12 protein-coding genes are annotated in these 13,047 nt (G+C 64.7%); 5 read left to right on the forward strand and 7 right to left on the reverse strand.

All coding sequences use genetic code 11. The features are described from left to right. Positions 1-324 precede the first annotated feature (324 nt). Complete coding sequence (gene ahcY / locus HNQ40_RS02655) at positions 325-1,839, reverse strand: adenosylhomocysteinase (RefSeq protein ID WP_184676112.1); 1,515 nt, start codon at positions 1,837-1,839, stop codon at positions 325-327. 78 nt (positions 1,840-1,917) lie between these two features. Then, complete coding sequence (locus HNQ40_RS02660; RefSeq protein ID WP_184676114.1) at positions 1,918-2,868, reverse strand: ArsR/SmtB family transcription factor; 951 nt, start codon at positions 2,866-2,868, stop codon at positions 1,918-1,920. A 174-nt stretch (positions 2,869-3,042) separates the two neighbouring features. Here HNQ40_RS02660 and HNQ40_RS02665 point away from each other — a divergent pair, with 174 nt between their 5' ends. Together HNQ40_RS02665 and HNQ40_RS02670 are read left to right on the forward strand one after the other, a co-directional pair. Further along, a complete protein-coding gene (locus HNQ40_RS02665) occupies positions 3,043-4,281 on the forward strand; it encodes a Gfo/Idh/MocA family protein (protein ID WP_184676116.1) in 1,239 nt (412 codons plus the stop codon). Positions 4,282-4,454: 173 nt separating this feature from the next. Then, on the forward strand, positions 4,455-5,171 hold the full coding sequence (locus tag HNQ40_RS02670; RefSeq protein WP_184676118.1) for a hypothetical protein: 717 nt from the start codon (positions 4,455-4,457) through the stop codon (positions 5,169-5,171). 118 nt (positions 5,172-5,289) lie between these two features. Here HNQ40_RS02670 and HNQ40_RS02675 read toward each other — a convergent pair whose 3' ends face one another. The 3 genes from HNQ40_RS02675 to HNQ40_RS02685 form a co-directional block, all read right to left on the reverse strand. After that, a complete protein-coding gene (locus HNQ40_RS02675) occupies positions 5,290-6,687 on the reverse strand; it encodes a hypothetical protein (protein WP_184676120.1) in 1,398 nt (465 codons plus the stop codon). Next, positions 6,684-7,436, reverse strand: a complete 753-nt coding sequence (locus HNQ40_RS02680) for a lipoyl(octanoyl) transferase LipB (protein WP_184676122.1) — start codon at positions 7,434-7,436, stop codon at positions 6,684-6,686. The genes HNQ40_RS02675 and HNQ40_RS02680 overlap by 4 nt, the downstream gene beginning before the upstream one ends. A 78-nt stretch (positions 7,437-7,514) precedes the next feature. After that, positions 7,515-8,408, reverse strand: a complete 894-nt coding sequence (locus HNQ40_RS02685; protein WP_184676123.1) for a GGDEF domain-containing protein — start codon at positions 8,406-8,408, stop codon at positions 7,515-7,517. Between the two features lie 350 nt (positions 8,409-8,758). Here HNQ40_RS02685 and HNQ40_RS02690 point away from each other — a divergent pair, with 350 nt between their 5' ends. Further along, positions 8,759-8,971, forward strand: coding sequence for a hypothetical protein (locus HNQ40_RS02690; RefSeq protein ID WP_184676125.1), 213 nt, complete (start codon positions 8,759-8,761; stop codon positions 8,969-8,971). Positions 8,972-9,065: 94 nt separating this feature from the next. Here the strand turns inward: HNQ40_RS02690 and purB are convergent, their stop codons facing one another. After that, positions 9,066-10,502, reverse strand: coding sequence for an adenylosuccinate lyase (gene purB / locus HNQ40_RS02695; protein WP_184676127.1), 1,437 nt, complete (start codon positions 10,500-10,502; stop codon positions 9,066-9,068). A gap of 150 nt (positions 10,503-10,652) precedes the next feature. Between purB and HNQ40_RS02700 the strand changes: the two genes are divergently transcribed. Together HNQ40_RS02700 and HNQ40_RS02705 are read left to right on the forward strand one after the other, a co-directional pair. Continuing rightward, positions 10,653-11,243: a sigma-70 family RNA polymerase sigma factor gene (locus HNQ40_RS02700; RefSeq protein ID WP_184676129.1), complete on the forward strand. Its 591-nt coding sequence runs from the start codon at positions 10,653-10,655 to the stop codon at positions 11,241-11,243. Positions 11,244-11,278: 35 nt separating this feature from the next. Next, on the forward strand, positions 11,279-12,799 hold the full coding sequence (locus tag HNQ40_RS02705; RefSeq protein WP_184676131.1) for an anti-sigma factor: 1,521 nt from the start codon (positions 11,279-11,281) through the stop codon (positions 12,797-12,799). A gap of 47 nt (positions 12,800-12,846) precedes the next feature. Here HNQ40_RS02705 and HNQ40_RS02710 read toward each other — a convergent pair whose 3' ends face one another. Then, positions 12,847-13,041 (reverse strand): hypothetical protein, encoded by a 195-nt coding sequence (locus HNQ40_RS02710; protein WP_184676133.1) that lies wholly within the window; start codon positions 13,039-13,041, stop codon positions 12,847-12,849. Positions 13,042-13,047: the final 6 nt, after the last annotated feature.

The raw sequence follows: 13,047 nt of genomic DNA on the forward strand, positions 1-13,047 counted from the left end.
GTCGGAACCCGTCGTCGTTGGTCGAGGGTCCGTGTTCAAGGGGACTCGTTTCGATCCACCACGAAGGACAAGAGACACGGAGACACGGAGAAGAACCAAGGCATTGATTATTGAAATCAAATTCTTCCTGCCTTCCTCCGTGCCTCCGTGTCTCCAAAGCTCCGTGGTGGATCGAAACGACAACCCAACCGCCCACCCCACGCCGGCCACGGCAGCGGGTGTGGCGGGGAGCACGGGTTCGCTCTTTGAAAACTTGAAGCGCAAAAAAAGCCCACGGAATCGATCCGTGGGCTTTGGGAACGTCAGGTATTGCAGCACCGCGATTTAGTAGCGGTAGTGCTCGGGCTTGTACGGGCCGTCGACCGCGACGCCGATGTAGTCGGCCTGCTCTTGCGAGAGCTTGGTCAGCTTCACGCCGAGCTTGTCGAGGTGCAGGCGGGCGACCTTTTCGTCAAGCACCTTGGGCAGGACGTAGACCTTGCCGGCCTCGTAGACTTCGCCCGACAGCGTGGTCTTGCCGTCCATGTTCAGGGCCAGGTCGATCTGAGCGATCGTCTGGTTGGTGAACGAAGCGGACATCACGAACGACGGGTGGCCGGTCGCGCAGCCGAGGTTCAGCAGACGGCCCTCGGCGAGGATCAGCACGCTGTGGCCGTCTTCGAAGGTGTACTCGTCGTACTGAGGTTTGATGTTGGTGCGGGTGGTGACCTTCTCGAGCTCAGCCATTTCGATCTCGTTGTCGAAGTGGCCGATGTTGCCGACGATCGCCTTGTCCTTCATCTTCTGCATGTGGTCGACGGTGATGATGTTGTAGTTGCCCGTCGTGGTGATGAAGATGTCGGCCTCGGTCAGGGCGTCTTCGAGCGTGGTGACTTCGAAGCCTTCCATCGCGGCCTGCAACGCACAGATCGGGTCGATCTCGGTCACGAGCACGCGGGCGCCTTGGCCCTTGAGCGATTGGGCGCAGCCCTTGCCGACGTCGCCGTAGCCGCAGACGACCGCGACCTTGCCGGAGATCATGACGTCCGAAGCGCGGAAGATGCCGTCGATCAGCGAGTGGCGGCAGCCGTAGAGGTTGTCGAACTTGCTCTTGGTGCACGAGTCGTTGACGTTGATGGCGGGGAAGAGCAGCTTGCCGTCGCGCTGCATCTCGTAGAGGCGGTGCACGCCGGTGGTGGTTTCTTCCGACACGCCCTTGCAGGCTTCGGCCACGGACTGCCAACGGGTGGGGTTGGCTTCGAGGCAGCGGGCCAGGGTCTTGAGGACTTCCTTGAACTCGGCGTTGTCGGTGGTCTCGGGGCCGGGCACGCTGCCGGCCTTTTCGCACTCGACGCCCTTGTGGATCAGCATGGTGGCGTCGCCGCCGTCGTCGACGATCAGCTCGGGGCCGAGGTTGCCGTTGTCGCCGAAGTCCAGGGCACGCTCGGTGCACCACCAGTACTCGGCGAGGGTTTCACCCTTCCAGGCGAAGACGGGCACGCCCTTGGGGTTCTCGGGGGTGCCGCTGGGGCCGACGACGACGGCCGCCGCGGCGTGGTCCTGGGTCGAGAAGATGTTGCACGAGACCCAGCGGATGTCGGCACCCAGCTCGGCGAGCGTTTCGATGAGCACCGCGGTCTGAATGGTCATGTGCAGCGAGCCCATGATGCGCTTGCCCTTGAGCGGCTGCGACGGGCCGTACTCCGCACGGCAGGCCATCAGGCCGGGCATTTCTTCCTCAGCCAGACGGATTTCTTTGCGGCCGAACTCCACGGTTTCGGGCGAGAGGTCGGCGACCTTGAAGTCCAGGCCGTTGAGGGTCTCCACGGAAGGGAGGGTGGCGGTGTCGAGAGCGGTCATGAGATTCTCCAAATGAGGGGGTGAGGTTTGAGGGTTGAGTACTGAGGGTTTGTTTGCTTTGATCAAGCCGCTTGCGGCTTAGCGTGTCGCGTGGCCCAACAACAACGTCGGGCCCTTGGCTTCGGGCGCGGGTTTGAGCGAACGGGCGTCGGCGTTGGAAAAACCGGCATCGCTAAGGATCTGGGTGAGCGAGTCGGGCGTAAAACCCATCGAGCGTTGGCCGAGCGATCGGCGGAAGTCTTCGCGGTCGTGCAGCATGAGGTCGACCACCACCGCTTTGCCGCCGGGCTTGAGCACGCGGTGCATCTCGGCAATCACTGCCGCCGGGTCGTCGAGGTAGGTGAGCACCAACACGCAGAGCACCGCGTCGCAGCTCGCATCTTCCAGCGGGACATTGGTGAGTTGGCCTTGCTTGAGTTCGACGTTGTCGTGGCCCCGGGTCTGAGCCGCGGCGGCTTTGAGCATGGCCGAGCTGTTGTCGATGCCGACGACGTTTTGCACATTGGGCGCGAGTGCCGAAGCCAGCTGCCCGGTGCCGCAACCGAAGTCGGCGACGGTCCAATCGCTGGGGAGCAACGCGAGCAATGCTTCGTAGCCGAACGAGTCGCCGTAGAGTTCGGTGCGGGTCTTGTCCCAGCCCGATGCGGCATCATCGAAAAACGCCGAGCTGTCTCCCGCACGCTCGGCCAAGCGAGCGGCGAGACGCACTTCGTCCTGCGCCAGCGTCGGCCAATCCGCCACACGGTCCCGGGTCAATACCCACAGGTCACGCTGAGCGGGGTCGAGTTCGTCCAGCACCATGCGGTACAGATTGGTGGTCGCCTGACGGCGGCTGATCAACCAGTCCTCATCGGCCAAAACCTTGAGGTGCCGGCTCACCGTCGACTGCGGGAGCTGCACCACGCTGCACAGGTCCGACACGCCCAGCTCCTGCCGATCGAGCAGGCGGAGAAGCCGCACCCGCGTGGCGTCGGCCAGGGTGGCCAGCCAGCGGAGCATCGCGTCGGGTTGGGTGTCGGTGCGGTTCATGGGGTCATTATCGGCGATCTTCGCCAACACTTCATCAGTCTATCCGGATGAATGAATAAATCTAGTCGATTTGGTGATATTCACCCGAAAATGCCCGTTTGGAGCCGGATTTCCTGGTTTTGTTGGCTTGATCCGCCAAGCGACCAGGGGCCGTGAGCCGTATCATGGCCGACGATGACCAGCACGGAAGCCGTTAAAATCGGGGTGGCGGGGTTGGGCGGATACGCCCAGACGATCGCCCAATTGCTCCTGGATCACGGCCCGGCCACCCAGCCGCGGGCGGAGTTTGCCGCGGTGTGCGAGCCGGACCTCCAGACCCACGCCGAGCCGGCCGAGCGTCTGCGGGAACGGGGCGTGACGATCTATGACAACTACGAGCAGATGCTGGAGCACCCCGGGCTCGAAGCGGTTTGGTTGCCGGTCCCGATCGACCTGCACGTGCCGTTTGCCGAGCGGGCATTGGCGAAGGGCCTGGACGTGATGCTCGAAAAGCCCGTGGCGGGCACGATCGACGAGATCGATCAACTCATCGCCGCACGCGACGCCGCGGGCAAGCAGGTGTTGGTCGGCTTCCAAGACGTGTACGACAACGCAACCCTGCCGCTCAAACGCCGCCTGTTATCCGGCGAGCTCGGCAAGGTCCTGAGCGCAACCGTCCACGGCTGTTGGCCCCGCGACACGCACTACTTCAACCGCGCCACCTGGGCGGGCGCTCTCCGGCGCGGCGACACCTGGGTCCTCGACAGCCCGGCCAACAACGCGATGGCCCACTTCATCAACATCGTCCTGTTTCTTCTGGGCAACGATGAAGCGAGCAGTGCCCGCCCCACCCACCTCGCGGCCGAGCTGTATCGCGCTGCCGACATCGAGAATTTCGATACCGCTTCGATGCGGGTCACGCTCAATCGGCCCGACCCCGCCAACTTTCTCATCCACCTGACCCACGCCTGCAAAACCAACCACCAACCCCTCATCCGGATCAAAACCGAGCGTGGCGAAGTCGGCTGGACGGTCCACGACACCTCGGTCACGCTCGACGGCCAAACCCTCACCACCCCCCGCGACAGCCTGATGCGACGCAACATGCTCGAAGCCTTCGCGCAGTCTGTCCGAGGCGAGAGTTCCAACGACCGATGCGTCGCCACACTCGAGTCGGCCCGTTGTCACACGACGATCATCAACGCCGCCTCCCAGGCCGCAGCCATCACCCCGGTGCCCGCGTCGTCGATCGCGGCGGTGCAGACCGAGGCCGGCACCGTCCACGCCATCCCCGAGATCGAATCCGTGTTTGAACGGTGTGCCGCTCAGGGCCAGATGCTCCACGAGTCCGGCCTCCTGCCGTTCACCGTCCCCGCCGCGGAGCTGGACCTCACCCACTACTCCCGCTTCGCCGGCCCCGCCACCGCCCCATAACTCGACCCCACGGTTTTCTAGGGGTTTCGGCTTTGTCGGGTTAAACTATACGGCCCCCCATGCCGTATCCACCCGTACAACCCACACCAAGCCTCCGGACCCTGCGATGGCTCTCGTGCGCTCTGGCGTGCCTTCTTCTGGCATCGCTCTCCATTGGCTGCGTAGAGACGCGGGTGGTCAGCAGCAGCTGGGACAGCCTCCGCGAATTGGCCGACCCACCCACCGAGCAGGGCAAAGACGGCCGACGGGTGCGTGGCCAAGCCTTTGCCGTCGAACTCCAAACCCTCGAAGGCACCGATCGTCTCCAGCTGGCGTACGACTACGCCAACGTCGTCCGCACCCAGGCACAGATCGCCGACGTGTGGTTCGTCGATCGAGGCCAGGACGCGGTGGTGTATGCCGGGCGTTACCCGCGAAAAGATCACCCCGAAGCGCGGGCCAAGCTGAAGGAAGTCCGCGCCGCCACCGTCGAGGGCAAGCGTGTCTTCCGCAAGGCCAAGCTCGTCGCCATCGACCGCAAGCAAGCGGGCATCCGAGACAAGCACGACCTCAGTCAATACTCGGGCTACCGCACGCTGCTGGTCGCGGTGTTCGATGAGAACCACGGCAAAGAGTTCCGCCGATCCGCCGAGGAAACCGCCGAGGCGCTACGCGAAGAACACGAGGTCGACATCTACTTCTACCACGGCCCCAACCAATCCCTCGTCACGGCCGGCCTCTTCACGCAGATGGACTTCGTTCCCGTGGACGGCGTCGACAGCTACGGCCCCGAGATCCGCCAGATGCAGGAAATCTTCCCGCACACCCAACGCAACGGCGAATACCTCATCGGAGAAGACCTCGCGAGCGAGGACAAACGCGAGCCGACCGTCGTGGTGCGGGTGCCGTGAGTTAGGAGTTGGGAGTTGGGGGTTGGGGGTTGGGGGTTGGGGGTTGGGGGTTGGGGGTTGGGGAAGCGTATTTCCGAAAGCCCGCGGATGGCGCAGCCTTCCGCGCGGTTCAAAGCCCTCACCCCTCACCCCTCACCCCCCGCACCTTCCAAGCCCCCCACCCCAGCGCCGCATACACCGGCAGCCACACCGCCAGCGTCAAACCTGTCCCGATCTGATACTCCCCGTCGAACGCCCCGCCGTTGGCGTAGTTCACCCACGCCCAGTACGACCAGGGCAGCGTCAGGCTCGCGACCCACACGGCCGGGCCCACGATCGTCCGCCCCGCCGACCACGCCACCGGCAAGAGCGCCATCGCCCACAGCAGATACCACGGATGCACCGTGCTCGACAGACACACCATCGCAAAGAAAAACGTTGTCGCCGCCCGCCACGGCACGCGGTGGAACAGCATCGCCAACACCAACACCCCCATCAGCAACACGCCCGACACCAGGTCCGCCCACCGCTTAGCCTGCTTCTGCATCTCCCACACCGGGCCTTCGGATAAAAACGGCTGCACGCCCGCCTCGATCAGCGGGTGCAGCGATCCGTTGAAGCTCCATCGCTCGACAAACTGCCGTGAGGTTTCGAACATCCCGTCGAGCCCACCCGCCATCAGCGTGAACGGCACGTAAAGCAACACCAGAGCCAACACACACGAACCCGCCGCCAGGAAGATACGGCCCCACCCGCCGACCTCGCTGCGCAGCTTCCACGCCATCAGCAACGCCAACGGCATCACGATCGGCTTCACCCCCGCCGCCAACGCCAACAACACCCCCGCCCCGATCGCGCACCACACCGCCAGACGTTGACCCTCCCAGCGCCAAGCCCGCTGGGCGAGCATCAGCGACCCGATCATCGCCGCGATCCCGATGCCGTCCTGGTGCCCCGCCCACGAGGTTTCCACGATCACCAGCGGGCTCCACGCGTACATCACCGCCCACCACGGCGACCGCCCCAGGCTCTTGAGCTGAACCAGCAGCAACAACACGATGAGCAGGTCGATCAATGCAAACGCCAAGCGAAACGCCGTGGCCGCACCGACGCCGGTCCCCGCCTCGCCCGCCCAGAAGTTGTAGGTCTTCGCGACCCCGGCAAAAATCCACTGGCTGGTCGGCTGATAGATCGTCACCAACTCTTTGTTATTGATCCACGTCATCCACTCGGATGATTCGTAGTCGCCCGACGCCGTCGATGCCTCGATGGATTCGATCGGCGCAGCACCGTAGGGGTTCTGACCCGCCGCCAGCATTTGGCCGTCGTAGACGTATCGCCAGATGTCGTCACTCATCGACACCGGCATGAAGAAGACGTAGCCCAGCCGCACCACCGCCGCGACGCCGAGGATGATCCACGGCGCGTGCTTGCGGGTGAGCTTGTTGCGTCGGAAGACGAGCAGCGACAGCCCGAGCCAGATCACCGCCGAGCCGATCCACACCGTCCAGAGCAGTGCCGCGTCGGGAACGATCATGCGGTGTCCGCCCCCGCCTTCAGGGCCGAGGCCAGTTGCTGAGCGAGCGTTTGCTTGATGGCATCTATCGACGGGCAGTCTCCGCCGAGCAGTTGCTGGAGGCTCGTCACGGGCCGGTTGCCCAGGCCGCAGGGGTCGATGGTCTGGAAGTGCGACAGGTCGGTGGTGACGTTGATCGCGAGGCCGTGCATGGTGGTGTTCTTGCGGATGCGGACGCCCATGGCGCACAGCTTCGCTGTGCGGGATTTAGGTTTTGGGTTTTGGGGATTTGGGGAGACCGCATTCGGTATGGAAGGTTGATTTGTCGCCAAATCCCAACCCCCAACTCCCAACTCCTGCGCGACCCACACGCCGGTCGCGCCTGTTTCGGTGTGCCCCTCGACCCCAAACGCCGCCGCGGTCCCGATGACGACCTGCTCGAGCAGTCGCATATACCGGCCGAGGTTCAGGCCGTGGTCGTTGAGGCGGAGGATGGGGTAGGCGACGAGTTGGCCGGGGCCGTGGTAGGTCACGTCGCCGCCGCGGTCGGTCTCGCAGACTTCGATACCCAGTTCTTCGAGCCGTTCGGGCGTGGCCAGCACGTGGTCGCGGACGCCTTTGCGGTGGCTGACGGTGATGACCGGGTGGTGTTCGACGAGGATGAGCGCGGGCCGGGCCTCGCCGAGGCTGACCGCGAGGTTGCGCTCACGCTGGAACTCCAGCGCCTCGGCGTACCCCATGCGATCCAGATCAACGATGTCCCAATCCATAACGGTTTCCGCGCGCATTGATACAACCCGCATGATACGCCAACTGGGTATCACTTCGGCGTATTCCACACAGGAGCATCACGCCGCGTGGCGGGAAGCGATCGGATCGGGATCGGAGGTGTTGAGAAACTCCCAGGCGTTGGCGATACGCAGGTTGTCCCGGCCGCTGCGTTTGACCGCATACATCAACTGGTCGACCTGACGCACCAGGGCGTCTTCGTCTTCGACTCGGCCGTCGCAGTTGAGCAGCCCGATGCTGAAGGTAATCGACCATCCCTCGCGGCGCATGGATTCGAGCAGCTCGAAACGCAGCTTGGCGATCAGCAGTTCCGCGGCCAGCGGCGGGATCTCGGGCAGCAGCAACGCGAACTCGTCGCCGCCCAGTCGGGCCACCGTGTCAGTCCTTCGGAGGCGCTTCTGCATCTCTTCCACCACCGTGACCAGCACCCGGTCGCCCTCGGCGTGGCCGAGCTGATCGTTGACCTGCTTGAAGTGGTCCAGGTCGAGGTACACCAGCGCAAAGCCTCGGCCGTAGCGCTGCGATCGGGCCAACTCGTACATCAGAGTCTCAAAGAAACTCCGGCGGTTCACCGCGCCGGTGAGCACATCGGTCCGCGCCAAGTCGTGTTGGCGAGCAATCGCCGTACGTAATGATTGGATCAGGATCGTGAAGGTCAGGAAAAACGACAGCCGAACCACCGCGTTCCAGAACGGGATGGCGACGTGGCTGTAATCCGTACCGCTGAGCACTTCGGCCTCGGCCCAAGCCGCGGCGCTGAGACCGGCGATCAGCATCGCGCTGCGTCCGCCGACTTTTAAACACACGATCCCGATCGGCACCAGGTAAAACAGCGAGAACGAAACCTCGCGCCCCGTCACGATGTCCAGGCCCATCACGCACAACACCGCCAAGACCCCGGCCGTCAACCAGTGCCACTTGGAGATGTGCGGATTGGTCCCATATAAACGCATAGGAATACCCCGGCGAGTTGTTCGCCAAGGATGCTATCGACTATGGCCGGGGGTCGGTTTATGCGGGTTGGCGAAGCCGCACCGAAATGGGGGATTGCCGGATTTGGTTATTGGACGGGTTACCGATGGCGCCGAGTTACTTGTTCACCCGCCGCAGAATGATCGTGATCCCACACATGGGCATGCACCTTTCTCACCGCATCGCCACGCAACACTTTCATTGACCGGAAGAACCGCCCAGCTTCTCAACGCGAAAATTTATTGGACTTGCGTGCAATATTCCCGACGGCTCGCGGGATGTTACTTACGGAAGAACAAACCCACTCCCCGTACATCGCAAGGACCTCCAGATGAAACTCAAACTCGCCTTACCCGTTCTCGCCGCCTCACTCTTCGCCGTGGGGTGCCAGTCCTCGGGCGTCTACAGCCTGACGGGCGACACGCAAAGCACCACCGCGACCGCGGCCGCCGAAGCCCCGCAAGACTACTTCCAGACCCAGGAGTACCGCGACACGCAAGACCTCTTCGATCACGGCTACGTCACCGATCGCGATTTGTACTAACTCACTTCGCATTGAACTCGACGTAATGAACAAGGCCGTGCCAACTCGGCACGGCCTTGCATCATTTCGATTGGATCACACGTGATCGTCTTGATCACACAGCCAGCGTCGGGTCGTAGCTGAGCACTTGGGCGTAGCGTTGACGGATCGGTTCAACGACCTCGGCGACAAACGCATCAACCTGTTCGGGCGCACGGCCGACGAACAGTGACGGGTCGAGCGCACCATCCAAGTCGACGTTCGCAAACGCGGGCTCGGCCTTGAGGCGTTCGAGCAAGTCGTTGGGCTTGCCTTCGGCCTTGACCTGCTGTGCGGCGGCCTGACTGTGGGTGCGGATGATCTCGTGCAGTTCCTGGCGGTCGCCGCCTTGTTGCACGGCGGCCATCATGATATTTTCGCTGGCCATAAACGGAAGCTCGGCAGCGAGGTTGGCGGCGACGGTCTTGTCGTAGACGACCAGGCCGGAGGAGACGTTGATAAAAAGATCGAGCACGCCGTCGAGCGCGAGGAAGGGCTCGGGCAGCGTGAGACGGCGGACCGACGAGTCGTCGAGGGTGCGTTCGAACCACTGTTCGCTGGCGGTGACGAAGGGGGTCTGGGTCATGCCGATGACGAACTTGGCCAGGCCGCAGATGCGCTCGCAGCGCATCGGGTTGCGCTTGTAGGCCATAGCGGAGCTGCCGATCTGGTTCTTCTCGAACGGCTCTTCCATTTCTTTGCGGTTGGCCAAGAGGCGGATGTCGGTCGCGCAGCGCTGGGCCGCGGCGGCGACGGCAGCGAGGCTGGAGACGATCTGCCCATCGAGCACGCGCGGGTAGGTCTGCCCGGTGATGGCGAACCGGCGGTCGACCGGCCAGCCCATTTTTTGCGTGACCAGACGGTCGAGCTCGTCGACCTTGGCGTGGTTGTTGTCGAAGAGCGAGAGGAAGGACGCCTGGGTGCCGGTGGTGCCCTTGACCCCGCGGAAGCGGATGGTGGCGAGGCGGTGCTCGACGTCTTCGAGGCCGAGCATGAGGTCGTGGGCCCAGAGCGCGGCGCGCTTGCCGACGGTGGTCGGCTGGGCGGGCTGGTAGTGGGTGAAGGCCAGCGTCGGCGTGGCGCGGTATTCGACCGCAAACTTGGCCAGGCGGTCGATCACCGTGGCGAGCTTCTGGGCGACGAGGGTGAGGGCGTCACGCAGGAGGATCAGCTCGGTGTTGCAGTTCACGAACTGGCTGGTCGCGCCGAGGTGGATGATCGGCCGGGCGGTCGGGGCCTGGTCGCCCAGGGCGTGGACGTGGGCCATCACGTCGTGACGGAGCTTCTTCTCGTAGCCCGCGGCGGCCACGAAGTCGATGTCGTCGAGGTGTTCCTGCAGCTCGGCGATCTGCTCCCGGGTGACGGGCAGCCCCAGCTCGTGCTCGGACTCGGCCAGAGCCAGCCACAGCCGACGCCAGGTGGAAAACTTCTTCTGCGGCGACCAGATCGCCTGCATCTCGGGCGAGGCGTTGCGGCTGGCGAGCGGGGAAACGTAGCGGCTATGGTCGTCCAACGGGAAGGGCTCCGGGGAATCTGGGGTCGGCGGGGGCGGGGTGCCTCGCCACGTCGAGCGTGGCGGGATGGGGCATGGTAGCTTTTTTTGCAGAAGAACCCGTGGATCGCCGACTTCGTAATAGTTTCTTCTCCTGTACCCCTCCCGCTTATGCAAGACGTCGACGAACCAGCCCTGATCCAGCGGGTCCAGCAAGGCGACCGGGCTGCGCTGGGCGACCTGCTGCGGGGCCACCAGCGTCGGCTGTACAACGTCTGCTACCGCATGGTCAGCCACCCCGACGACGCGGCCGAGCTGACCCAGGACGTGTTGCTGAAGGTGGTGGAGAAGATCGACGAGTTCCGCTGGGACGCGAAGCTGACCACCTGGATGACGCGGATCGCGATGAACGCCTCGATCTCGCATCTGCGTAAGCGCAAGCTCCGCCAGACCGTGTCGCTGAGCCAGCCCACGGGGGGCGACGACGACGGCCGGCTGACCCTGGCGGGCGGGCTGACCGATGAGCGGGAACCCGGGCCGGAGGTGTGCGTCCAACAACACGAGATGCTGGACGACCTGCAACGCGCGATCGCCGGGCTGGAGGAAGACCAGCGGGCGGTGCTGGTGCTGCGGGACGTCGAAGAGCTGGACTACCTGCAGATCGCCCAGACGCTGGACCTGCCGGTGGGCACGGTGAAGAGCCGGTTGTTCCGGGCCCGCCTGGCGCTCCGCGAAAAACTCAACCCGACCCCAACCGCTTAGCATGGACCTGGAACCCCACGACTCGAACTGACCCCATGGACGACCGCTACGGCCCCAACCTGATCCTCGCCTACGTCGAAGACGAACTCGTCGCCGCCGACCGCGCACGCGTCGACGCGATGCTCGCGGAGGACCCGGCGTTGGCGGCGCTGGTGGCGGACATGCAGCGCAACCGCGAGGCGTTGCGCGGGGCCGCGCCGCTCGAGCCGACGGCCGACCTTGCCGAGGGAGCGATCGCGGCGATCGAGCGTCAGCTGCTGCTCGAAGACACCTCACCCGAAGCAAGCCCACCGCCCCCGGCCCCGAAGCGTTTCCACATCGCGCAGTACCTCACCTACGGCGGGATCGCGGCGGTCCTGGCGATCACCGCGACGGCGGTGTTCCAGTCGCTGCAGAGCGACGAGCAGCCGATGTCGACGGTGGCGATGAGCGAAGCGCCCACGCCGGGCCAGAGCCTGGCCGAAGCGACGCTCGAAGCGCAGCGTAAAGCGATGCGTGAGTTTGAAGCCGAAGTCCCTGCGAAGGAATCCGAAGCCCTCGCCGCCGAATCGGCCCCGCCGGTCGAGGAAGCCTTGGCCGCGGCCGAGCTGGCAGACCGCGACAGCGCACGCTTGGCAGACCGGCGCGACTCGCGCTCGGCGTCCGGCGGCGCCGGGTTTGGCGGCAACGTTGACGCCGCGGATGCCTACGGCGGCGGCTATGGCGGTTACGACGACGGGTACGGCGGCCGATCCGCTGCACGTGAAGAACCCAAGCGTATCCAGGACAAGACCGCGTCGGCCGATACGCCCGAGTCCGCCACGCTGCCCCCCGCTGCGACCACGCCTCCGCCCTCGCCGACGGTGACCGCCGCCGTGGTCGAATCGGACGTGCTGGCCGAACCCGTCGATCCCGGACCAGGCAGCGGGCCCGCCCTGGCTTCCGCCGCCATCGTTTCCGAACCCGAAACCTCGCTGGCCCGCGCCGCGGCGCAGAAGCCCGATAGGCCCCCGGTCGATGAGGCGCACCTCACGTCGCTGCAGACCCAGACCTTCGCTCAGGTGGCCGGCAACCAGATCATGCTCAACGTTTCGACCACCTCGCCGGAGCGGTCGCTGCAGCAGGTCAACGAATGGGCGGTGAGCAACCGCATCCAGGTGACCAACCTCCCGGCCGACTTCAGTGAGGTCCCGTTGGCGGATTCCACGGAAGGCTTCTCTGAAGACGCATTCAGCATGCGACTGGAAGTGCCGGCACCCGAGACCAAGGCCCGGAAGTTCAGCGGGAAAGAGGAAACCGATTCCGACCTCGATGCTGAGCAACTCGCGGCGCAGGATGAGATACCGATGCAGCTCGGCCGACAACGCCTGACGCTGACCGCCACCACGCAGCAGGTGGATGAATTGGTCGCCGCGTTGTCCGAGACGGATGTGCATCCCGAGCCCGCGGCGGTGCCGTGGTCGTTCGCCCCGGCCTGGATGCAGTGGCAATCTATCCTGCAGCCCTCGGAGGTCGAGGTCATCATCGAGCCGATGCCCGAGAGCGAGCCGGATGTCTTACCATTCCAGTTGCCGTAAAACCCACATCGTTTAGCGGGCGACGCGAAGCGTCCCTCGCCGGAGCACTACCGCGCCGCATCACGATACGTCGTCCAAGACAGCGTCCCGTCCTCACCCACCACCACCGTCGCCGTGCCGACGCGGTCGCTCACCAGCCGCTTGATACCACGCGACTCGATCAAGCCCGCCCAGCGATCCCGGCGCAGCCTCGCCCGGCCGCTCGACTGCAACACCAGCTCCGGGCCACCGCATCCAGCCAACGTTCG

Origin of the sequence: Algisphaera agarilytica, from assembly GCF_014207595.1 — a bacterium.
In the GTDB taxonomy this organism is placed as follows: Bacteria; Planctomycetota; Phycisphaerae; order Phycisphaerales; family Phycisphaeraceae; genus Algisphaera; species Algisphaera agarilytica.

Coding starts and splice junctions, on each gene's coding strand:
- ahcY (WP_184676112.1), bottom strand. CDS start 1,839: ATGACCGCTCTCGACACCGCCACCCTCCCTTCCGTGGAGACCCTCAAC.
- HNQ40_RS02660 (WP_184676114.1), bottom strand. CDS start 2,868: ATGAACCGCACCGACACCCAACCCGACGCGATGCTCCGCTGGCTGGCC.
- HNQ40_RS02665 (WP_184676116.1), top strand. CDS start 3,043: ATGACCAGCACGGAAGCCGTTAAAATCGGGGTGGCGGGGTTGGGCGGA.
- HNQ40_RS02675 (WP_184676120.1), bottom strand. CDS start 6,687: ATGATCGTTCCCGACGCGGCACTGCTCTGGACGGTGTGGATCGGCTCG.
- HNQ40_RS02680 (WP_184676122.1), bottom strand. CDS start 7,436: ATGGATTGGGACATCGTTGATCTGGATCGCATGGGGTACGCCGAGGCG.
- HNQ40_RS02685 (WP_184676123.1), bottom strand. CDS start 8,408: ATGCGTTTATATGGGACCAATCCGCACATCTCCAAGTGGCACTGGTTG.
- HNQ40_RS02690 (WP_184676125.1), top strand. CDS start 8,759: ATGAAACTCAAACTCGCCTTACCCGTTCTCGCCGCCTCACTCTTCGCC.
- HNQ40_RS02700 (WP_184676129.1), top strand. CDS start 10,653: ATGCAAGACGTCGACGAACCAGCCCTGATCCAGCGGGTCCAGCAAGGC.
- HNQ40_RS02705 (WP_184676131.1), top strand. CDS start 11,279: ATGGACGACCGCTACGGCCCCAACCTGATCCTCGCCTACGTCGAAGAC.